At 70.3% G+C, this 21,218-nt stretch carries 18 protein-coding genes; 14 read left to right on the forward strand and 4 right to left on the reverse strand.

What is annotated here, in order from left to right:
- Positions 1-49 precede the first annotated feature (49 nt).
- Complete coding sequence (locus tag J7U37_RS02505) at positions 50-667, forward strand: DUF938 domain-containing protein (RefSeq protein WP_247634715.1); 618 nt, start codon at positions 50-52, stop codon at positions 665-667.
- Positions 668-882: 215 nt separating this feature from the next.
- Here J7U37_RS02505 and J7U37_RS02510 read toward each other — a convergent pair whose 3' ends face one another.
- Positions 883-1,149, reverse strand: coding sequence for a hypothetical protein (locus J7U37_RS02510; RefSeq protein ID WP_056182971.1), 267 nt, complete (start codon positions 1,147-1,149; stop codon positions 883-885).
- Between the two features lie 464 nt (positions 1,150-1,613).
- Between J7U37_RS02510 and J7U37_RS02515 the strand changes: the two genes are divergently transcribed.
- On the forward strand, positions 1,614-3,032 hold the full coding sequence (locus tag J7U37_RS02515; protein WP_247634716.1) for a phosphatase PAP2 family protein: 1,419 nt from the start codon (positions 1,614-1,616) through the stop codon (positions 3,030-3,032).
- 45 nt (positions 3,033-3,077) lie between these two features.
- Here J7U37_RS02515 and J7U37_RS02520 read toward each other — a convergent pair whose 3' ends face one another.
- Entirely contained in the window at positions 3,078-4,097 is a 1,020-nt protein-coding gene (locus J7U37_RS02520; protein ID WP_056180134.1) for a PAS domain-containing protein, read from the reverse strand.
- A 479-nt stretch (positions 4,098-4,576) separates the two neighbouring features.
- Between J7U37_RS02520 and pyk the strand changes: the two genes are divergently transcribed.
- From pyk to J7U37_RS02535, 3 genes are all read left to right on the forward strand, one after another.
- Positions 4,577-5,998, forward strand: coding sequence for a pyruvate kinase (gene pyk, locus J7U37_RS02525; RefSeq protein WP_247634717.1), 1,422 nt, complete (start codon positions 4,577-4,579; stop codon positions 5,996-5,998).
- A 318-nt stretch (positions 5,999-6,316) separates the two neighbouring features.
- Positions 6,317-7,006 (forward strand): FecR family protein, encoded by a 690-nt coding sequence (locus J7U37_RS02530; protein WP_156376102.1) that lies wholly within the window; start codon positions 6,317-6,319, stop codon positions 7,004-7,006.
- 113 nt (positions 7,007-7,119) lie between these two features.
- Positions 7,120-7,518: a DUF3307 domain-containing protein gene (locus J7U37_RS02535; protein WP_247634718.1), complete on the forward strand. Its 399-nt coding sequence runs from the start codon at positions 7,120-7,122 to the stop codon at positions 7,516-7,518.
- A gap of 21 nt (positions 7,519-7,539) precedes the next feature.
- Here J7U37_RS02535 and J7U37_RS02540 read toward each other — a convergent pair whose 3' ends face one another.
- A complete protein-coding gene (locus J7U37_RS02540; protein ID WP_247634719.1) occupies positions 7,540-9,714 on the reverse strand; it encodes an adenylate/guanylate cyclase domain-containing protein in 2,175 nt (724 codons plus the stop codon).
- Positions 9,715-9,875: 161 nt separating this feature from the next.
- On the opposite strand from J7U37_RS02540, the gene J7U37_RS02545 reads away from it, so the two are divergent.
- The gene (locus J7U37_RS02545) at positions 9,876-11,186 is read left to right on the forward strand and encodes an EAL domain-containing protein (RefSeq protein WP_056180120.1); all 1,311 of its coding nucleotides are present in this window, start codon (positions 9,876-9,878) and stop codon (positions 11,184-11,186) included.
- Between the two features lie 31 nt (positions 11,187-11,217).
- On the opposite strand, the gene J7U37_RS02550 is transcribed toward J7U37_RS02545, so the two are convergent.
- A complete protein-coding gene (locus J7U37_RS02550; protein WP_056180119.1) occupies positions 11,218-12,081 on the reverse strand; it encodes a transporter in 864 nt (287 codons plus the stop codon).
- Between the two features lie 542 nt (positions 12,082-12,623).
- Here J7U37_RS02550 and J7U37_RS02555 point away from each other — a divergent pair.
- From J7U37_RS02555 to J7U37_RS02590, 8 genes are all read left to right on the forward strand, one after another.
- Entirely contained in the window at positions 12,624-12,890 is a 267-nt protein-coding gene (locus J7U37_RS02555) for a hypothetical protein (RefSeq protein ID WP_056182971.1), read from the forward strand.
- 649 nt (positions 12,891-13,539) lie between these two features.
- Entirely contained in the window at positions 13,540-16,470 is a 2,931-nt protein-coding gene (locus J7U37_RS02560) for a monovalent cation/H+ antiporter subunit A (RefSeq protein WP_247634720.1), read from the forward strand.
- Positions 16,470-16,868: a Na+/H+ antiporter subunit C gene (locus J7U37_RS02565; protein ID WP_247634721.1), complete on the forward strand. Its 399-nt coding sequence runs from the start codon at positions 16,470-16,472 to the stop codon at positions 16,866-16,868. Before J7U37_RS02560 ends, J7U37_RS02565 begins: the two co-directional genes overlap by 1 nt.
- Positions 16,865-18,466 (forward strand): monovalent cation/H+ antiporter subunit D, encoded by a 1,602-nt coding sequence (locus tag J7U37_RS02570; protein ID WP_247634722.1) that lies wholly within the window; start codon positions 16,865-16,867, stop codon positions 18,464-18,466. Before J7U37_RS02565 ends, J7U37_RS02570 begins: the two co-directional genes overlap by 4 nt.
- A complete protein-coding gene (locus J7U37_RS02575; protein WP_056480272.1) occupies positions 18,463-18,951 on the forward strand; it encodes a Na+/H+ antiporter subunit E in 489 nt (162 codons plus the stop codon). Before J7U37_RS02570 ends, J7U37_RS02575 begins: the two co-directional genes overlap by 4 nt.
- Positions 18,952-18,964: 13 nt before the next feature.
- Positions 18,965-19,249: a K+/H+ antiporter subunit F gene (locus tag J7U37_RS02580; RefSeq protein WP_056182702.1), complete on the forward strand. Its 285-nt coding sequence runs from the start codon at positions 18,965-18,967 to the stop codon at positions 19,247-19,249.
- On the forward strand, positions 19,246-19,587 hold the full coding sequence (gene mnhG / locus J7U37_RS02585; protein ID WP_056182705.1) for a monovalent cation/H(+) antiporter subunit G: 342 nt from the start codon (positions 19,246-19,248) through the stop codon (positions 19,585-19,587). Before J7U37_RS02580 ends, mnhG begins: the two co-directional genes overlap by 4 nt.
- A 213-nt stretch (positions 19,588-19,800) precedes the next feature.
- Positions 19,801-21,195: a hypothetical protein gene (locus J7U37_RS02590; protein ID WP_247634723.1), complete on the forward strand. Its 1,395-nt coding sequence runs from the start codon at positions 19,801-19,803 to the stop codon at positions 21,193-21,195.
- Positions 21,196-21,218: the final 23 nt, after the last annotated feature.

Below are 21,218 nucleotides of genomic sequence, written 5' to 3' on the forward strand. Positions count from 1 at the left end.
GGGTTGCGAATTTGGAATGACGCGCGACACGCGGACAGGAGCGGGTACGATGACGGATTGGGATCGAAACGGGGACGCGTTGGTCGCGCCGGCGGTCGCTCGCAACCGGGCGGCGATCCTCGACGTGCTGCGCGGCGTCCTGCCCGGCGCCGGCACGGTGCTGGAGATCGCCAGCGGATCGGGCGAGCACGTGGTGCATTTCGCCGCCGCGCTGCCCGGCCTCGCCTGGCAGCCGAGCGACCCGGACCCCACCCATCGCCGCAGCATCGACGCGCATGCGAGGGCCGCCGGCCTGACCAACCTGCGGCCGTCCGTCGATCTCGACGCGTCCGCCGCGACCTGGCCGATCGCCCGCGCCGACGCGATCCTGTGCATCAACATGATCCACATCGCGCCCTGGCCCGCCACCGAGGGTCTGATGGCGGGCAGCGCCCGGCTCCTGGCGCCGGGCGGCGTGCTGTTCCTCTACGGCGCCTTCCGGGAGAACGGCCGGCACACGACGGAGAGCAACGCCGCCTTCGACGCAGACCTGAGGAGGCGGGACGCCCGCTGGGGCGTCCGCGATCTCGAGACGGTGGCGGACCTCGCCGCACGGCACGGCCTGCGCCTGGAGACCCGTCTCGATCTGCCGGCTAACAACCTCGCCCTGGTGTTGGCCCGGAGCTGATGCGTCGCCGGAGCTGACGCGAACAAGAGCCCCGCCGCGGCGCGAGCTGGGCGGGGTGTCGAGGTGCGGGTCGGGTCGGATTTGGTCGGGTCGGCTACAGGTTCAGGAGGGCCTGGGTCGAGCCGATCACCGTGAAGGCGAGGCCGCCGGCGAAGGCGGCGATCATGGCGTAGGAGAAGCCTCTCAGCAGCATCGGGTGATCCTGCTCCTCCCGATCAGCAGCGGTTTCCGCCCGAGGTCTGGCCGTATTGCTGGGTCGGGAAGTTCTGCTGGTTGGCGTTGCCTTCGGCGGCCGAGCTCATCGGGCAATGGGAGGGGTGACGCAGGGGCGAGAGGCCGCGTCCGTCGAGGGATCCCGTGGTCTCGACGTCATAGGGCGAGAAGGCGGTGTAACGCGACGGGGCATCATAGGCCATGGCCGACGAGATCGGAGCAACGCCAAGGACAAGGGCGGTGGCGAGGGCGGCGATACGGGTCTTGATCATGGATTCTGGTTTCCTTGTGCAGTACGAACCGTCCTGGCGGCCCGTTTCTCTGCGTCTGAAACCAATATAGGGATCGTCTTTCCGCCATGACGTGCGACCAGGCACGTGGAGAGCCGGATTAAATCGCAGCCCAAGCCCAGCAAGATCTCGAGCCCAGCAAGATCTCGGCTGCTCCTTCCCGGCATCTGGTATACATTATCCAAAGTATCGCCGGCGCCGGGGGGCGGCCCTTTCCCGTTGGTCCGCCGATCGATCTGCCGGTCGGTCTCACCGGTGTCGGGACGCCCCCCGTGATACTGGCGCTTCGCGTGCAGACTCTTCGCGTGCAGATCATCCAGGATCGAGCGAGCGACCGATTTCCGTGGACGCACAGGCTTGCCGCAGCGTGCATCTGGACATCGGGTGCAACCTGAGCTTCTTGGCGCCGGCGCCGGCGACCGCGCCTCACTGGAGAGACCACCATGTCGAAACGACTGAGCTGTTGGACGATGGCCCTCTGTCTCGCGGCACCGGTTCCGGCCGTCGCGCAATCGGCACCGAACCTCGCCGCGTTGCGCGGCCTCGGGCCCGTCAGCGCCCTGGGGGGCAGCGCCGAGGGACAAGCCGCCCTCGCGGCGAATCTCCGGGTCACGGGCGACATTCAGGAGGGCGGCGTCCCGGCTCTGCGACTCCTGCCCCTGGCCGAGCAACGCCAGTTCGCCCTGCGGGATTCCTTCATCACCGACGGGAACGCGACGGAGCTGGCCGACGGCCTCGGCAGCACACTGGGCGCCCTGTATCAGGACAAGGCCCGCTACACCGACCCGGCCACGTTCACCAATGTGGCGCCGTCCGTCGCCGACCTCCTCGGCTACACCAACAGCGTCGCCAAGTCGGATTCGAACGCCGGCAAGTACTTCTTCGCCAATGCGACCACCAACGGCAAGGACTCCGTCTCGGCCGCCGCTTCGTCCATCCTGACCGAGATCGGCGGCACCACCGACGTGTTCGGCAAGGCCTATGGCCGCCCGGCCGGGACGCCGGGCTCCAACACGCATGGCAACGCCCGCCCCTTCCAGACCCTGCCGCAGCTCTTCGCCTATCGGGGCACCGACTATTTCGGCCGGGCCTCCCACAGCCTGGACTGGCTCAGGGGACCGGGCATGAACCTGATCGACAGCCCGTCATACCCGAGCGGCCACACCACCTACGGCTACACCGAATCCCTGGTCCTCGCGATCCTGGTGCCCGAGCGCTATCAGCAGATGATCACGCGCGCCGCCGAGTACGGCACCCACCGCATCGTCATCGGCGCGCATTATGCCATGGACGTGCTGGGCGGCCGCGCCACCGCCCTGCACGCGGTCGCACACCTGCTCGCCAACGATCCGGCCTATACCGGCCAGATCCGGCGGAACCCGGCGGTGATCAACGCGATGAGCACGGCCACCCAGGAGGGTGCCGCCGTCGCCGATTATCGGGCCGCCCTCCGGGCCGCCCGCGCCGACCTGACAGCGTTCCTCCGCGATCGGTGCGGCGGCACCGTCGCCGCCTGCGCGGCCGCCGATACCGGCCGCTTCCGCGATCCCGCCGCCAACGCGGCGTTCTACGAGGCGACCCAGACCTACGGCCTGCCGGTCGTGTATCCGCAACGCGCCAAGACGGTCGAGGATGTGGGTCGGCGCGCGCCGGAAGCCGGGTATCTCCTCACGGCGGCGTTCCCGTCGCTCAATCTCACGGAGGCCAACGCCATCCTGACCGACACGCAGGGGCCGGGCGGCGGCTTCCTCGACGACGGCTCGGAATTCGGCGCCTATGCGCGCCTCAACCTCTATGCCGCCGCCGGCAAGGCCGCGGCCCTGGCGGCGACCCGGCAGGGGCAGGCTCCCGCGTCGCCCTGAATCCGGGCATCGGACGGCGTACCGGCCGGGGGCGGGGCACCGCGCTCAAGCGAGTGCGATGCCGATGACTCCGCCCTCCATCAGGGAGAAGCGGATGCCGAAGCGGCGCAGGGTCGCCACCGCCTTGTACCGGGATTGCAGGGCGGTACCGTCGACGTTCTCCTCCATGCGCTTGACGGTCGAGAGCGAGAGGCCGGCGGCCTGGGCGAAGTCGGTCATCGACCAGTCCAGCAGGGCGCGGGCGGCGCGCAGATGGCGCCCGTCGATGGCCTGTTCGAGCCCCTCCAGAAGGAGTTCGGTGGCCGGAGAGGCCTTCGAGCCCATCGGCCGGGTGATGCCGGCCCATTCCCGAACATCCCCGCCGGGATCGCGGATCGGCACGATGAAGCTCTCGAATCGCACGTGATTGTGGCGAGCGACGCGGATCAGGGGCGTCACCCGGTGAGCCCGCCCGATCCGCAGCGCCTCGAAAGTCTCGGTCCGCGTGCGCTCGCGTTCCTCGGCCGCGATGGTCACGTAGGGATCGGCCGTGATTTCGTCCGGCGGAAGTCCGGTCAGGTCGGTAAATTCGTCCTGTACGGAAAACATGTGGGTTGGATCGCTGAAGAACGTCAGGATCTGCTGGTCGTCGTACCAGGCGCGGCGCCGGCGCTGCTCGGCCATGCGCGCCTCCCGCAGGATCTCCTGATGCGTCACGTCCAGCACGACCCCGGCCGCCCCGCGTGGGCGCCCGTCCGGGGTGAGATAGATCTCGATCCGGGACGACAGCACGCGGATCGCATTGTCCGGACGACGAATCCGGAAGGTCTGATGGCCGAGCGTCACGCCATGAAGCAGGTCGACGCCGGTCTCCACCGTATCCCGGTCCTGCGGATGGATCAGGCTGACCAGACGATCGTAGCTCGGCCGGGTGGTCTGCGGGTCGAGGCCGAGGACGCGGAACAGGCCCGGAGACCAGACGTGCTGGTTGTCGGCGAAGCGCCAGCCCCAGGTGCCGTTGACCCCCTGGCTCTCGATCAGATTCAGAAACTGAGCGGACGAGAAACTGAGATCGTCGACGTCCATGCCAAAAATAACCTTGGGCAACCATTACGTTGATCTCAATAACCGGTAGCGATACCGATAATATCAAACAAGTCTAGCGAGATACAACCTGTGATTATGCCAAAGCTTCACAGTAAATTCGAATTTTAGGCGGTTTTTCTGTACGCGAGTATACTGAAACAAACCTGTTTTTTCGTCGATCATGCGCCAAGAAATCATGCGCGCGGACGCCAATAAAACGTCGGTCAATGTCTGGGGAAATCGGCATCGCAGGCGCCAAGCCAGCCATTTTCGATCATTTTATATTTTATGCAGGTTCGACCCGCTGAGGGCGGTCGGCGTTTACCGGGCCGGATGCGTGCGATAGGGTCCGGCCCATCGACGCCCGGCCCGCTCCGCGCCCGCGCGGGTCCGGACGGAGAGGCAGCCGGCCGCAAGCCTGCGGTGCTGCATCCGCGATCTCGATCCCAGGGAGGCGGCCGTCCCCGGCCGTGGCAACCATGCGCCGCAACCGCCATGCCAAGATCGTCGCCACCGTCGGCCCCGCCTCGTCGTCGCCGGAGATGCTGCACCGGCTGTTCCTGGCCGGCGTCGACACCTTCCGGCTGAACTTCAGCCATGGGACGCAGGACGATCACGCCCGGGTCCACGCGGCGATCCGCGACCTGGAGCGGGCGGTCGCGCGGCCCATCGGCATCCTGCAGGACCTCCAGGGCCCGAAGATCCGCGTCGGCACCCTGGCAGGCGGGCGCCTTGATGTGGCGCCGGGAGAGACGATCCGCTTCGTCCGCGACGGCGCCGAGGGCGACCGGACCGCGATCCCCCTGCCGCACCCCGAGATCTTCGCCGCGGTGGCGCCGGGCCAGGACCTCCTCATCGATGACGGGCGCGTCCGGGTCCGCGTCACCGGCCTCACCGCCAACAGCATCGACGCCGAGGTTGTGATCGGCGGCACGATCTCGAACCGCAAGGGCGTCAACCTGCCCGGCACCCTGCTCGACCTTTCGCCCCTGACCGCCAAGGACCGGGCCGACCTCGCCTTCGGGCTCGACCTCGGGATGGACTGGGTCGCGCTCTCCTTCGTGCAGAAGCCCGCCGACCTGATCGAGGCGCGGGGCCTGATCGGCGACCGCGCCGGCGTGATGACTAAAGTCGAGAAGCCCCAGGCGCTGGAGCGGATCGACGACATCATCCGCCTGTCGGACGCCGTGATGGTGGCGCGCGGCGACCTTGGCGTGGAGATCCCGCACGAGGACGTGCCGGGGCGCCAGAAGGAACTGATCAGGGCGTGCCGCCTCGCGGTGAAGCCCGTCATCGTGGCGACGCAGATGCTCGACTCGATGGTGTCGGCTCCGACGCCGACCCGGGCCGAGGCCTCCGACGTCGCGACCGCGATCTACGACGGGGCCGACGCGGTGATGCTCTCGGCCGAATCCGCCACCGGGCAGTTTCCGGTGGAGACCGTGGCCATGATGGCCCGCATCATCCACCGCACCGAGACGCACAAGCTCTACCGCTCGCTGATCACCGCCTCCGATCTGGGTGAGGAGGAGACCCCGCCCCACGCGGTCGCCACCGCCACCGCGACCCTCGCCGACGCGGTTGGGGCGGCCGCCATCGTGGCCTACACCTTGAGCGGCACCACCGCCGCCCGCATCGCCCGCAAGCGGCCGGAAGTGCCGATCCTGGCCCTCACGCCGGATCTCGGCACCTCGCGCCGGCTCTGCCTGCTGTGGGGCGCGCACAGCCTGCGCTCGAACGAGGTCGAGTCGTACGAGGACATGGTGGCGAACGCGCTGGCTCACGCGGTGGAGGAAGGTTTCGCCCGGCCGAACGCGCTGGTCGTCATCACGGCGGGCATCCCCTTCGCGGTGGCGGGGACGACCAACAACATCCGCGTCGCCCAAGTCGCGTCCAACTGAGAGGTCGCGTCCAACTGAGAGGTCTCGTCCTCCTGAGAGGTACCGTCCTCTTGAGCGGTCCTGGTGCCCAGAAGGAAGCGGATCAGCCCAGGTTCGGCGATAATGATGGCAAGGTCGTCCGGCAGGGCGCAACCGTAGAGGGTATGGCTAGATCGTTTGTCCGAAAGCGTACGGGATCAATTCCGCGTGTACGGCGCGGATTAATTTTGTCGCAAGACTGTACGGCCCACCGCTTTTAGCCAGACCTTAAGCGCGGGCCGCTAGCGTTGCCTGTCGGCTTGCAGGACCGGCACCGCAACGCCCGTGGGGACCGAGATCGTGACACTGAGACGAACCGGGGCGCTTTCGTCCCTGATCTGGGCGGGCGCCGCGCTTGCGGCCGCCGGCGCCGGGCCCGCGGATGCGGCCCCCCAGGGCGCCGGGCCGCAGCCGATCGGCATGGTCACCAAGGTGGACCAGCAGGCGGTGGCCCAGCAGGGCGGCCAGGCGCGCGACATGGCTCCGCAGGGGCCGGTCTACTTCAAGGACGTGATCCGCACCGGAGCCCGCTCCCGCCTCGAAGCCAAGCTGGCGGACGACACCGTCCTCACCCTCGGCGAGCACGGCAAGATCACGGTGGACGACTTCGTCTACAAGCCCGGCTCCCAGGGCGGGCAGCTCGCCCTCTCGGTGGCGCGGGGCGCCTTCCTGTTCGTGGGCGGCAAGATCGAAGGGCCGACCGGCGGCAACGTCGCGATCAAGACCGCCGTCGGCACCCTCGGGGTGCGGGGAACCACGGTCTGGGGCGGCGCCATCGACGGCGGCTACGGCGTGCTGGTCCTCGACGGCGAGGTGGTGCTCAAGACCCGCAAGGGCAGCGTCCTGATGCGCAAGGGCCAGGGCACCATGGTGTATGGCGGCCGGGCGCCCGAGGCGGCGGCGCCCTGGCCCGAAGACCGGACCAAGCGGGCCGTCGCCACCATCACGATCGACGAACAGGCACGGTTCCGGCCCTCGCTGAACCGCTGAGGCCATCCCCCGCCGGACCGTTGGGAATCCCTGCCGATTCCGCTACGGTCCGGCCGATCGGGGCGCGCGAGCCCCGGTCGCGGTCCCGGTCCGCTCGCCCCCTGGAGATCGCCGTGCTGCAGGCCCTCGACACGCCCGTCCCCCTGTCGACGCTCGCCGCACTGCTGATCGCGATGGCGGCCAAGCATTACCTGATCGACTTCGTCGGACAGACCGATTGGATGGCCCGCGGCAAGGAGCGGGTGGCCGGCTGGGCGCTGCCGCTGGCCGCCCATGCGGGGATGCACGGCCTCGGCACCCTGGCGATCGCCGTGCTCTATCGGCCGTCCCTGTGGTGGCTGGCGCTCCTGGATTTCGTCGTCCACGGCCTGATCGACCGGGGCAAGACCCTGGTGGCCCACCGCACCCGCTTCGCCATGACCGATCCGCGCTTCTGGTGGCTGATGGGCTTCGACCAGTTCCTGCACCAGGTCACCAACATCGCCGTGGTGGTGCTGCTGGTTCTCGGCTGACGGCTCTCGCTGCCAGGCCCCTCAGGCCGCCATGCGGACCGAGCGCTCCCCGGCACGGATGCGGCGGGCATGCAGCGCCAGGATCGGGTCTTTCGGGTTGTCCGCGTGCAGGCGCAGCAGCGTTTCGGCGCCGCCCTCGTCCCCTGTCACCAGGCGCCCGAAGGCCTCGCGATAGGCGGTCAGCGCGGCGTCGATGCGCGGCATCGGCTCGAACACCTCCACCCCCACGGACTTGCCCTTCAGCATCAGGATGCCGACCGGACGGAAGGCGGTGCCGGTAACCCCGTCGCAGGTGGTGCGGGCGATGCAGATCCGGGTGCCCAGCGCCTTGTTGGCCGCTTCCAGCCGGGCCGCAACGTTGATGGCGTCGCCGTGCGCCGTGTAGTCGAAGCGCCGCGTGCCGCCGAAATTGCCGACCACGGCGCGGCCGGTGTTGACGCCGATGCGGGTGGCGCCGAACGGCACGCCCTCGACGCGGCGATCCGCCCGGAAGGCTTCCGCGAAGGCGTCGAGGGCCAGCGCACAAGCGACCGCCCGCGCGGCATGGTCGGGCTGGTCGAGGGGCGCGTTGAACATGACGTGGACCGCGTCGCCCACGATCTTGTCCACGGTGCCGCCATGCGCCATCGCGATCGAGCACATCCCGTCGAGATAGGCATTGAGCAGGTTGACCAAAGCCTCGGCGCCGGCCGCCTCGGTCATCGCCGTGAAGCCCTCCAGGTCGGTGAACAGGAACGTCATCTCCCGGCTTTCGCCGCCGAGCTTGAGCCGTCCGGGGTCGCTCGCCAGCACCGCCACCAGATCGGGCGAGAGGTAGTGGGTGAAGGCCGAGCGCAGGCGCATCGCGGCGCGCTCCGAGTCGGCATAGCGGGCGAGGCTTCCGCCCGCATGGCCGGCCAGCAGGCCGAGGGTGGGCAGGATCGGATCGATCAGCAGGCCCGCCCGTGCGAACAAAGCCACGGCGGCGAAGGCCGGAACCGGTGCCAGCAGGGCGGTTCCCAGCCCCGCGCCGCGCAGGCTGCCGAAGCCGCAGGCCAGCGCCGCCCCGAGGCCGAGCAGGGTGGCGGCCACGATCTCGGCACCCGGCGCCCAGGCCGGGCGGCTCAGGGCCTGGCCCGACAGCACCTGATCCAGCGCCATGGCGTGCAGGTTCACGCCCGGCTCGAACGGGGTCATCGGCGTCGGCCGCAGGTCGGACAGGCCGACCGCACTGGTGCCCACGAACACCGCCCGACCCTGGATCTCGGACTTCAAGGCGGCGCGCCCATCGGGATCGAGCAGGCGCCAGGCCGGGATCGTCGGCGTCGTCCGCGCCTCGGGGAAGTGCAGGGCCAGGGCGCCGGTGGCATCGACCGCCAGATCGACCTCGCCGACCCGGAGGGTGTAGCCGGTCAGGGTCGCGCCGTCGCGCTCGGCCCGCACCTTGATCGTGGCTTCGTCCTGCATCACCCGCAGGGCTTCGAGGGCCAGGGCCGGCACGAGGCGGTCGCCGATCACCGCCAGCAGCGGCAGGCGCCGGATGATCTCGTCGCTGCCCGCCGCGATGCTGAAGCTGCCATGCCCGGCCGCGGCCGCATCGAGGTCCGGAAGGTTGGGGATCAGCCCGGTGAAGCGCGGCACCGTCAGCCTCGGGTCGCCGCCGATGACGGCGAAGCCGGGGCCGCGAAGCGCAGCGGCCTCCTCCGCCTCTCCGGACCCGCGCAGCAGCGGTGGAGCCTCGCCCGCCGCCTCCGGCTCCCGGGTCAGCGCGAAGCCGGCGACGACGCGGCCGCGTGCGAACACCGCCGCCAGGGCGGCATCGTGGTCGGGCAGGGCGGCTTCGGGATCGGCGGCGCGGAAGCCGAAGCGCCGGGTCCAGTCAGGCACCAGCCGTGCCGGCGAGGTCCGGTCCGCTTCGGCAAAGACCATGTCGAGGGCGATCGCCCCGGCCTCCAGGTCCTGAAGGGCGGCGACGAGTTCCGCCACCTGGTAACGGGGCCAGGGCCATTGGCCATGCCGCTTCAGGCTCTCCTCGTCGATATCCACGACCCGGATCGCGGCGCCCGCGCTGGTCCGGGGGCTGAGCCGCTGGACGCTGTCGAAGGCGGCCTGGCGCGGGCGCTCGAACGCCGCCGGCGCGGCCAGCCGCAGGGCGACGAGCGCCAGCACGAGGGCGAGGCCCGCGACCACCGGAATCAGGCGTCGTGACAGGAGCATCGGAAGGCGGTCTCGGCGCAAGACGGTGTGCGGGGGCGCCGGGCGCAGCGGCATCGCGGAACCAGTATCGCGCGGCGGTCCTGAGATCCCGTTAAGGATAGGGTGAGGGTGCGCCCGGAAAGGCGTCGCCGTTCGCCTGCTCTTAACCTCGACTCGGCAGCGTGGCGCTCGGGCCGGAACTGCGCCCGAACTGGATCTCATCCGTGCCGAGTTCGCTCTCCTCGTCCCTGGATCAGTACGTCCTGCCCGCAGGCGCGCGCCTGTTCTCGGCCGGCGACGTCGGCGATGCCGCCTATCTGATCGTCAGCGGCCGCCTGGAGGTCGTCCTGGAACGCCCGGACGGCGACCTCGTCCTATCCCATCGCGGCCCCGGCGAGATCGTCGGCGAGATGGCGATTCTCGACCACCAGCCGCGCTCGGCCACGGTGCGGGCCCTGGAGGACAGCCGGCTCGTCGTCATCACCGAGGAACAGCTCGCCCATCGCATCGCCCAGACCGACCCGATCCTGCGCATGTGCCTCGGCGTCGTGCTGGCGCGCTACCGCGAGACCGTGGGCATGCTCGAGCAGATGCGAGGGGCGGGGCCGCCGACGCTGCAGAGCGGCGAGCCGGTGGCGGCCGAGACCTTCGCGGCGGCCCTCGGCACCCTGTCGCTGGAGAGCGAGATCCGCGCCGGCCTGCGCAACGGCGAGTTCGAACTGTTCTTCCAGCCGATCGTCCGCCTGCCCTCGCGCCGGCTCGCCGGCTTCGAGGCGCTGATGCGCTGGCACCATCCGACCCGGGGACTGGTTCCGCCCGTCGAGTTCATTCCGGCGGCCGAGGCGTCCGGCCTGATCGGCGACCTGACGGCACACGCCTTCGCGGAGGTCGGGCGTGTCTTCCCCGAACTGATGGACGCCGCACTCCGCAACCCGCAGGCGCTCGACGGGCCGCTGTTCATGACCGTCAACGTCTCGGGCCGGGACCTCGCCGGCGCCTCGTTCCCGGAGATGATCGCCCAGTTCCTCGAAAGTTCGCGGATCGCCCCCGGCAACCTCAAGATCGAGGTGACCGAGAGCATGCTGATGGACAACCCCGAACGCGCCGCCGCCACCCTCGCCGAGTGCCGCCGGGCCGGCGTCGGCATCGCGATCGACGATTTCGGCACCGGCTACTCGTCCCTGAGCTATCTGAGCACCCTGCCGGTCACGACCCTGAAGATCGACCGCGCCTTCGTGCGCACGCTCCTGGCCGACCAGACCAGCCGGGGCATCGTCCAGACCATCCTGCGGCTGGCCGACGACCTCGCGGTCTCGGTGGTGGCGGAGGGGATCGAGCAGGCGGCCGAGGCCGACCTCCTCGGCCAGATGGGCTGTGCCTTCGGCCAGGGCTACCATTTCGGCCGGCCCACCGCCCTGGCGGGCGCCCTGACCGCCATCGCAACCTGGCCCGCACCGGCCGCCACTCCCTCCGGGCTGCGGCTGACCGCCTGACCGGAGGGGGCGCCCCCAGGGCGGGAGAGGACTACTGGCGGGCGATCCGAGCCGGGCCCGTCACCGGAATGGACGGGGCCGCCGCGTTGGTGCTCTCCTTGTAGATCGGCACGATGACCCGGAGCCATCCGCGCGTCTCGCGCCCACCGTAATTGCGCTCCGCCACGTCCCGCGTGACGTAGGCCTGCAGGTTCACCGGCCCGAAATTGTATCCGACGAGCCCGCCCACCGCGATCTGCCCCTGGCGGCGATAGCCGGGAAACCGGGTCGGCAGATCGGTCGACGCGAAGGCCACCGGCCCGATCTCCCATTTGCCGAACTTCTTCGTCGCGGTGAGGTCGAGGTTGAGATAGTCGGGATACACGGATTTCTGCGGCGAGATCGGGTCGATGAAGATGCCGTAGAGCAGGTTGGCCGTCAGGTTCAGCCCGTCGCCGGTGTAGCTCGCCGCGAAGCGGTGGGTGAAGGACGCGTTCTGCGTGACGAAGCGGGTCTCGACGGGCAGGTATCCGCCGAACAGATAGCTCACCCCGACATGGTTGCCGAGGCTCCAGGCGAGCTGGCCCGCCAGCAGCGGCTGGCTGATCCCGCTCTGGTAGGGGGTGCCGCGTGGGCTCGCGGCGACGACGGGCTGGATCGCGATGAGGTTGAGGCGGGCGCCGAACAGGCTCCAGGGCGTCGCCCAGACGAAGGCCGGCAGGTTGATGTTGGATTCCGAATCCAACGGTCGGGTGTTGCGGACGCCGAAGCTCGAGGTGTTGACGAAGTAGAGCCCGACCGGGAGCTGCGCCCCGGCCGGCAGGCCGACGGTCTGGCCCGGCTGGGCGGCGGAGCCCGCCATCGCGGGCGCGTCACCGAGGATCAGCAGGGCGATGCCGCCCGGCAGGCGGCCCATCAGCGACAGGAACGCTGCGGCCGCCCGGACTTTCGGAACAGCGCCGGCCTTCGATGTCTGGGGAGCTCTGAGATGTTCGCGGGTCTCGGGTGCGGGATTAACCTTGGATGGGCTGCGATTCACGCCTGTCTCCCGTTGCTGGCCGCAACGCGGGACGACACCCGGGGATGGTGCCGTGGCGGCCAGGCGTTCGCTGTTCAGACGAACGGCCGTCCGGATTTCATCCGTCGAAACGGCCGCGCTTGCCCTCACGCCGAGCCCAGGTCGGTTTTCCGACACAAGTGAGCTCTCCGGCAGAACGACCGGGCATCGACACGCCCCGGCGCCGGCGACACTCTGGATAATGTATACCAGATGCCGGGAAGGAGCAGCCGAGATCTTGCTTGGCTTGAGATCTTGCTGGGCTTGAGCTGCGATTTAATCCGGCTCTCCACGTGCCTGGTCGCACGTCATGGCGGAAAGACGATCCCTATATTGGTTTCAGACGCAGAGAAACGGGCCGCCAGGACGGTTCGTACTGCAGAAGGAAACCAGAACCCATGATCAAGACCCGTATCGCCGCCCTCGCCACCGCCCTTGTCCTTGGCGTTGCTCCGATCTCGTCGGCCATGGCCTATGATGCCCCGTCGCGTTACACCGCCTTCTCGCCCTATGACGTCGAGACCACCGGGTCCCTCGACGGACGCGGCCTCTCGCCCCTGCGTCACCCCTCCCATTGCCCGATGAGCTCGGCCGCTGAAGGCAACGCCAACCAGCAGAACTTCCCGACCCAGCAATACGGCCAGACCTCGGGCGGAAACCGCTGCTGATCGGGAGGAGCGGGATCACCCGATGCTGCTGAGAGGCTTCTCCTACGCCATGATCGCCGCCTTCGCTGGCGGCCTCGCCGTCACGGTGATCGGCTCGACCCAGGCCCTCCTGAACCTGTAGCCGACCCGACCCGACCAAATCCGACCCGACCCGCACCTCGACACCCCGCCCGGCTCGCGCCGCGGCGGGGTTCTTGTTCGCGTCGGCCCCGGCGACCCATCAGCTCCGGGCCAACACCAGCTCCGGCGAAAACACCAGGGCGAGGTTGTTGGCCGGCAGGTCGAGGCGGGTCTCCAGGCAATCAGCAGCGCGTGAAGCGCGGAGATCCTGCAGCAAGATTGCTCAATCTCGGCCAAGACCGGTCGAAGAGGGCGTGAGCCCTGCCGCACCCGCGGCCAAGCCGCTGGAAGGCCAGTGCGAGCGCTCATGAAGCCTCGTGCGGTCAGCGCTCGCCACTGCGCCCGTCCCTGGCTATACCGACCGTGGCGTGTGTCCGCGCTGCCGCCGCTTCACCCTGCCGACCTCCGTATCGAGGATGGCGCTCCCCTCCAATCCAGGCGGGTCCCCCTCAGGCAGGCGGGCACCCCTCAGGAGCGTGCCGCCGAAGGGATTGCCCGTGTCCGACCGCGCCTGCCATTGCCCGAGCTGATGCCGCCACACCTCCTTCTCGCCACCGCCGCGATCCTGCCCTTCCTCGGCAGCGTGGTCGCGATCTGTCTGCCCGGACAGGCGCGCAACGCCGCCGCGATCCTGGCCGGCTTCGTCATGGTGGTGTCCCTCGTCTGCATCGGGCTCCTGTATCCGGAGATCGCCGGCTCCGGCACCGTCGCCTGGACGGTGGACTGGCTGCCGACGCTCGGCGTCCGCTTCGTCCTGCGGCTCGACGGATTGTCCTGGCTCTTCGCCGTTCTGGTGCTGGGGATCGGCGCGCTCGTGGTGCTTTATGCGCGCTACTACATGGCCGCCGAAGACCCGGTGCCGCGCCTGTTCAGCTACCTGCTCGCCTTCGTGGGCGCGATGCTGGGCATCGTGCTCGCCGGCAACCTGATCCAGCTGGTGGTGTTCTGGGAGCTGACCAGCATCGTGTCGTTCCTGCTGATCGGCTACTGGACCGACAACGCGTCGGCGCGCGACGGGGCGCGGATGGCGCTCACCATCACGGCGGCCGGCGGGCTCTGCCTGTTCGTCGGCATGGTGCTGATCGGCCAGATCGTCGGCAGCTATGACCTCGCCGTGGTGCTCGCCTCGGGCGACACGATCCGCCGGAGCCCGCTATACCTGCCCGCCCTGGTGCTGGTGCTGGCCGGCGCGCTCACCAAATCGGCCCAGTTCCCGTTCCACATCTGGCTGCCGCGCGCGATGGCGGCGCCGACGCCGATCAGCGCCTACCTGCACTCGGCCACCATGGTGAAGGCCGGCATCTTCCTCATGATCCGGCTCTGGCCGGTGCTGGCCGGCACCGAGAGCTGGTACTGGATCGTCGGCACCGCCGGCATGGTGACCATGCTGGTGGGCGCCTGGAGCGCGATCTTCCAGCACGACCTCAAGGGCCTGCTGGCCTATTCCACGATCAGCCATCTCGGGCTGATCACCCTGCTGCTCGGGCTCGACTCCCCGCTGGCGGTGGTGGCGGCGATCTTCCACACGGTGAACCACGCCACCTTCAAGGCGTCGCTGTTCATGGCGGCCGGGATCATCGACCACGAGACCGGGACGCGGGACATGCGCCGCCTCAGCGGCCTGTGGCGGGCGATGCCCTACACGGCGACGCTGGCCATGGTGGCCGCCGCCGCGATGGCGGGCGTGCCGCTCCTCAACGGCTTCCTGTCGAAGGAGATGTTCCTGGCGGAGGCGGTCGACAATGCCGGCGAGCACCTGCTGAACCTCGCCCTGCCGGTGCTGGCGACCCTGGCGAGCGCCTTCACCATGCTCTACTCGGTGCGCTTCATCCGCCAGACGTTCTTCGGCCCGGCGCCGCACGACCTGCCGCACGCCCCCCACGAGCCGGTGCGGTGGATGCGCATCCCGATCGAACTGCTCGTGCTGGTCTGCATCGCCATCGGCCTCGTGCCCAACCTCACCATCGGTCCGCTGCTGGCCGGCGCGGTCCGGTCAGTGCTCGGCGAGCGCACGCCCGATTACGACCTCGCGATCTGGCACGGCTTCACTGCGCCGCTGGCCCTCAGCGTCGTCGCCCTGGTGGGCGGGGTGGCGCTCTACCGCGCGTTCGGGCGGCGGATCAACGCCAATCCCCGGGGCGGTCCCTGGCTGATGGACCGCCTCGACGGCGGCCGCCTGTTCGAGCGGACGATGACCGGCCTCGTCCTCGGCGCCCGCCACTGGGAGCGCCACCTCGGCAGCGAGCGCCTCCAGGTGCAGCTGCGCATCCTCTTCCTCACCGTGCTGCTGGCCGCCGCGACGGCGGGGGCCATCCGGGGCCTCGACCTGTTCGCGCCCGGCCGCAGCACGGCCTTCGATCCCGCCTTCGCGCTGACGTGGCTCGTCGGCGCGGCCTGCGCGATCGGGGCGGCGGAGCGGGCGAAGTACCATCGCCTGTCGGCCACGATCTTCGTCGGCGGCGCCGGGCTGGTGAGCTGCCTGACCTTCCTGTGGCTGTCCGCCCCCGACCTCGCCGTGACCCAGATCCTGGTCGAGATCGTCACCACCGTCATGCTGCTGCTCGGCCTGCGCTGGCTGCCGAAGCGCGACGCGGCGATCCCGGTCCCGGCCTCCGAAACGGCGCGGGCCCGGCGCCGGCGCATCGTCGATTTCGGCATCGCCGCCGTCGCGGGGCTCGGCCTCGCCGGCCTCGCCTACGCGGTGATGACGCGGCCGGCGGTCGACGGCATCGCCCGCTGGTTCGTGGAGGAGGCCTACCCGAAGGCGGGCGGGCGCAACGTGGTCAACGTGCTGCTGGTCGATTTCCGGGCCTTCGACACCCTGGGCGAGATCTGCGTCCTCGGCATCGTCGGCCTCACGGTGTTCGCCCTGCTGCGCCGCTTCCGCCCCGCCGCCGACAGCCTGGAGCGGCCGCGGCAGCAGGTCAGCCACGACGCCTACGACGCTGCCCGCGCCGGACGCAGCCCCGGCGACACCACCGCCGACGCGCTCCTCGTCCCCCGGGTGGTGATGACGTGGCTGTTCCCCTTCATCGTCCTGCTCGCCCTGCACCTGTTCCTGCGCGGGCACGACCTGCCGGGCGGGGGATTCGCCGGCGGCATCACGCTCACCATCGCGTTCATGCTGCAATACATGGCGCAAGGGGCCGAGTGGGTGGAGGCGCGCCTGCGCATCCAGCCGATTTCCTGGATCGGCATCGGCCTGCTGGTCGCCGTCCTGGCCGGAGCGGGCTCCTGGCTGTTCGGGCGCCCCTTCCTCACCGCCTTCTTCGCCTATTGGGAGCCGCCGCTGCTCGGCAAGGTGCCGGTGGCGAGCGCGCTGCTGTTCGATCTCGGCATCATGGTCCTGGTGGTGGGGGCGAGCGCCCTGATGCTGGTCGCCCTGGCGCACCAGTCCCTGCGCCGCACCCGCACCGTCGAGGCCGAGGCCGAACGGGCCGCCGAGAGGGAGATTGCCTGATGGAAATCGTGCTCTCGCTGGGAATCGGCGTCTTCGCCGCCTCCGGCATCTGGCTGATGCTGCGGCCGCGGACGTTCCAGGTCGTGCTCGGGATCTCGCTCCTGAGCTACGCCGTCAACCTGTTCATCTTCGCCATGGGCCGGCTCACCGTCGGGGCGCCGCCGGTGCTCGGGGCAGGCGCGGAGGTCGTCTCCGTCGACGATCCTGTGCCGCAGGCCCTGGTCCTCACCGCCGTGGTGATCAGCTTCGCGCTGACAGCCCTGTTCCTCGTCGTCCTGCTCGCCGCCCGCGGCATCACCGGCAGCGACCACGTGGACGGTCGCGAGCCGCATCAGGCCGATTCGCAGCCGGACTTCCCGCAGCCGGACTTCCCGCTCCCGAAATTTCCGCAATCATGAGTCCCGCAATCCTGACTGCCTCCGCCGACACCGCCTGGTCGGATCATCTCGTGGTGCTGCCGGTCGTGCTGCCGATCGCGGTGGCGGGCCTGATGTTCCTGCTCGACGAGCGTCGGCGCCGCCTGAAGGCGGCCCTGAGCCTCGGCACGGTGCTGGTCCTGCTCGGCATCGCCCTCGTGCTGGTCGGGCGCGTCGAGGCCGGCGCGCAGGTCTACCGCCTCGGCAACTGGGCCGCGCCCTACGGCATCGTGCTGGTGGCGGACCGGCTCTCGGCCCTGATGCTGGCGCTGGCCAGCGTGCTCGGCCTGTGCGCCCTGGTGTTCTCCTTCGCCCGCTGGGGCCGGGCCGGACCGCGCTTTCACGGCCTGTTCCTGCTGCTGCTGATGGGCGTCAACGGCGCCTTCCTCACCGGCGATCTGTTCAACCTGTTCGTGTTCTTCGAGGTGATGCTGGCCGCCTCCTACGGCCTCGTCCTGCACGGCTCGGGCGAGGTCCGCATCCGGGCCGGGCTCGGCTACATCGCGGTGAACCTCGTCGCCTCGCTGTTCTTCCTCGTCGGCGTCAGCCTGATCTACGGCACCATGGGGACGCTCAACATGGCCGACCTCGCCCGTCGGCTCGCCGGCCCGGCGACCGAACCGGCCCTGTTCGAGATCGGCTGCGCCGTGCTGGGCATCGCCTTCCTGATCAAGTGCAGCGCCTGGCCGCTCGGGTTCTGGCTGCCGACGACCTATGCGGCGGCGAGCGCGCCGGCGGCCGCGATCCTGGCGATCCTCAGCAAGGTCGGCATCTACGTCGTGGTCCGCCTCAGCCTGCTGCTGTTCGGCGCCGGGACCTCGCAGGGATTCGGACAGACCTGGCTGCTGGCCGCCGGGCTGGCGACCATGGCGTACGGCACCATCGGCCTGCTGGCCGCCCGCGACCTCACCCGAGCGGCGGGCTACGCGGTGATGATCTCGTCCGGCACGGTGCTGGCCGCCCTCGGCACCGGAGGCGACCGGGCGCTGGCCGGAGCGCTGTACTACCTCCTCGGGTCGACGCTGGCGGCCGCCGCCCTGTTCCTGCTGGCCGAGATCCTGCAACGCGGCCGCGACCCGGGCGAGGCCCGGCAGGCGGTATTCGCGGACGAGTACCGCGATCCCTTCGACGACGCCGACGCGACCGAGATCGGCCGGGCGTTTCCGGCGGCGGTGGCGATCCTGGGCTGCGGCTTCGTGGTCTGCACGCTGATGCTGGCCGGCCTTCCGCCGCTCGCCGGGTTCGTAGGTAAGCTCGCGCTGTTCACGGGGCTGGCCAGCGGCCCGATCACGGCCTCGGCCTGGGCCCTGATCGCCGCCCTGACGCTGTCGAGCTTCGGCACCCTGATGCCGCTGGTGCGCCTCGGCATCCTCACCCTCTGGGTTCCGAGCGACGACCCGCCGCCGGTGCTGCATCCCACCGAGTTCGCGGCCCTGGCCGGGCTGCTCGCGGCCTGCATGGCGCTCGCCCTCTGGGGCGGTCCGGCCCTCGCCTACGCGGACGAGACCGTGCGCTGGCTCGCGCAGCCGCAGGCCTACATCCAGGCCGTGCTCGGCAACCAGGAGGGCGCCGGATCGTGACGCGGCTGCTGCCCTATCCCTGGCTGTCGCTCGGCCTCGCCCTGACCTGGCTCCTGCTGAACGCGCCGCTGACCCCGGGAAGCGCCGTGCTGGCGCTCCTCGTCGGACTGGCGGTTCCCGCCGTGATGCGGGCCTTACGTCCCCCGGCGGTCCGGGTGCGCGCGCCCGGCACCCTCGTGCGGCTCGCCGGACTCGTGGTCTACGACATGGTGCGCTCGAACATCGACGTCGCCCGGATCATCCTCGGGCTCCGCCGCGGCGAGCGACGGACCGGCTTCGTCACGATCCCCCTCGACCTGCGCGATCCCTTCGGACTCGCGGCGCTGTCGATCATCCTGACGGGCACGCCCGGAACGCTCTGGGTCCAGTACGATTCCCAGAGCGGGAGCCTGCTCCTGCACGTACTCGACGAGACCGGCGGGGACGAATGGGTGCGGCGGGTCAAGGACCGCTACGAGCGCCCTCTCATGACGATCTTTTCCTGATGGAGTTTCCGGCATGACGGCCATCGCGGTGCTCGATGGGGGGCTTGGCCTCGCGCAGGGAATGCTGGTGCTGGCGATGGCCATCGCCGTCTGGCGGATGCTGCGCGGCCCGCGCGCGCAGGACCGGATCCTCGGCCTCGACACCCTCTACCTCAACGGGATGCTGGCGATCGTGGTCCACGGCATGCGGACCGGCAGCGGCCTCTACTTCGAAGCGGCGCTGATCCTCGGCATGGTCGGCTTCACCGCCACGGTGGCGCTGGCCAAGTTCCTGATGCAGGGCGAGGTGATCCAGTGACCGGCGCGGCATTGCCCGTCTGGGCGGCCTGGCTGGTGGTCGCGCTGGCGATCACCGGCGCCGGTTTCTCGCTGACCGGTGCCCTCGGCCTCATTCGCCTGCGGACGTTCTACGAGCGCGTCCACGCGCCGACGCTCGGTGCCACCCTGGGCATGGCCCTGATCCTGACGAGTTCGATGGTGCTGCTGTCGCTGATCGAGGGGCGCCTCGTCCTGCGCGATGCCCTGATCGGCATCTTTCTCACCATCACGACCCCGGTCACCCTCCTGGTCCTCGCCCGGGCCGCCGCCCAGCGCGACCGCCACGAGGGCAATCCCGGCGCGCCGCCCGAACTCTGATCCGGCAGGGCTCCGGCACCCGCCCGGACGGCGCCCGGATGCCGCCACCTTCCGGGTGGATCAGGGTCCGTCGGCAAACCCGGCGCCCAACGCCGCGATACCCAGATCTCGACACCCAGATCTCGACACCCAGATACCGACAGCCGGATTTCGACAAAGGCCCCGACACCCCGTTCGGACAGCGCGTTCGTCCCGTCCCGGAGAGCCCCCCGCATGCGCCTCGATGCCGTCACCGCCGCCCTGGGGCTCGCTTTCGCGGGACTCCTCGCCGCGAACACGCGTCCCGCCCCCGCCCTGGCCGCGCCGGCGGCGTCGGCTCCCGACCAGCCGACCTCCACACCGGCCAACCGCGCGCCTGCCCAGATCGCCCCAGCCGAAGTCGCCCCGACCGAAGTCGCGACATCCGGGGTCGCCGGGCGCCTCGACGGGGTCCATCTCTGGACCCTGCCGGACACGCCGAACGGGCTGCACCCGACCCAGAGCTGGCACGCAACGGGCTCGGCCCCGAACGGCGACCTCTACGTCGCCGGAATGGACCACCGCACCAACGCAGCCCTGTACCGCCTGCCCGCCGGCAGCGACACGCTGCGGCTCGCCGGCGATGCCCGGTCCGCCTCGGAAGCCGCCGGCAACTGGAAGCCCGGCGAGACCGCCGAGAAGTTCCACACCCGGCCGCTGTGGTTCGGCGGCAAGGTCTATGTCGGCACCATGGACCGCTCGAACCTGGACGACGGCTACCGCGACCGGCGCGGCTTCCACCTCTACGCCTACGACCCGGCCACGGCCCGCTTCACCGACCTCAGCGCCGCCGAGCCGGGCGGCACCGGCCTGCCGCATGGCAGCCTGGTGACGCTGGCCGGCGATCCCGCGCGCAACGTGATCTACGGCGCGGTGGTGCCGACCGCCGAGATCGTCCGCTACGACGTCGCCGCCGGCACCACCGCGTCCCTCGGGCGGCCCGCCGCCTACGATCGCCCCTTCGTCTATACCGGCCGCTTCATGTTCACCGATGCGCGCGGGCGCCTCTACTTCTCGGCCGGCAACCCGCTCACCGGGCCGGCGCACGACCCCGCCATCTACGGCCACCTCTACAGCTACGATCCCCATCAGGGCATGGTGGCGCGGCCGGACTTCGCCCTGCAGGCGCCGCGCGCCCTGGAGGTCGGCCGCTGCCTGCCCGCGCGCGGGCTCTGCTACGCCGCCGACGACAAGGGCTACCTCTACCGCTTCACCGAGGCCGCGGCGGGGACGCCCGAAACCTGGACCGCCCTCGGCCGGGTGACGCTCGACTGGACCGCCAGCTTCTTCTGGATGTTCCAGGTCGCCCCCGACGGCCGGACGGCCTATGCGGCGGTGACCAGCTACGTCCCGGGCACAGGGCCGTCCTCGCTCTACGAAGTCGACCTCGCGACAGGCGCCGCGACCCGCCTGTGCAGCCTCGCCGACCTCGATCCCCGCCTGGAGCGGCTCAACGTCCACACGGGCTCGGATGCCTGGGACGACCAGGGCCGCTTCGCCTTCGCGAGCTTCGCGGGCGACGGATCGAGCGAGGTGGTGCTGACGCGGGTCGATCCCGTGCGCCTGAAGGCGGCGCTCGCCCGGCATTGACGCCGGCGTTCCGCGCGGGCGCG

The sequence above is a fragment of the Methylobacterium sp. 37f genome, assembly GCF_023093475.1.
Taxonomy (GTDB): Bacteria; Pseudomonadota; Alphaproteobacteria; order Rhizobiales; family Beijerinckiaceae; genus Methylobacterium.

Coding starts and splice junctions, on each gene's coding strand:
- J7U37_RS02520 (WP_056180134.1), bottom strand. CDS start 4,097: ATGGACGTCGACGATCTCAGTTTCTCGTCCGCTCAGTTTCTGAATCTG.
- J7U37_RS02515 (WP_247634716.1), top strand. CDS start 1,614: ATGTCGAAACGACTGAGCTGTTGGACGATGGCCCTCTGTCTCGCGGCA.
- J7U37_RS02580 (WP_056182702.1), top strand. CDS start 18,965: ATGACGGCCATCGCGGTGCTCGATGGGGGGCTTGGCCTCGCGCAGGGA.
- J7U37_RS02570 (WP_247634722.1), top strand. CDS start 16,865: ATGAGTCCCGCAATCCTGACTGCCTCCGCCGACACCGCCTGGTCGGAT.
- J7U37_RS02505 (WP_247634715.1), top strand. CDS start 50: ATGACGGATTGGGATCGAAACGGGGACGCGTTGGTCGCGCCGGCGGTC.
- J7U37_RS02540 (WP_247634719.1), bottom strand. CDS start 9,714: ATGCTCCTGTCACGACGCCTGATTCCGGTGGTCGCGGGCCTCGCCCTC.
- J7U37_RS02550 (WP_056180119.1), bottom strand. CDS start 12,081: ATGGGCCGCCTGCCGGGCGGCATCGCCCTGCTGATCCTCGGTGACGCG.
- J7U37_RS02565 (WP_247634721.1), top strand. CDS start 16,470: ATGGAAATCGTGCTCTCGCTGGGAATCGGCGTCTTCGCCGCCTCCGGC.
- pyk (WP_247634717.1), top strand. CDS start 4,577: ATGCGCCGCAACCGCCATGCCAAGATCGTCGCCACCGTCGGCCCCGCC.
- J7U37_RS02590 (WP_247634723.1), top strand. CDS start 19,801: ATGCGCCTCGATGCCGTCACCGCCGCCCTGGGGCTCGCTTTCGCGGGA.
- J7U37_RS02560 (WP_247634720.1), top strand. CDS start 13,540: ATGCCGCCACACCTCCTTCTCGCCACCGCCGCGATCCTGCCCTTCCTC.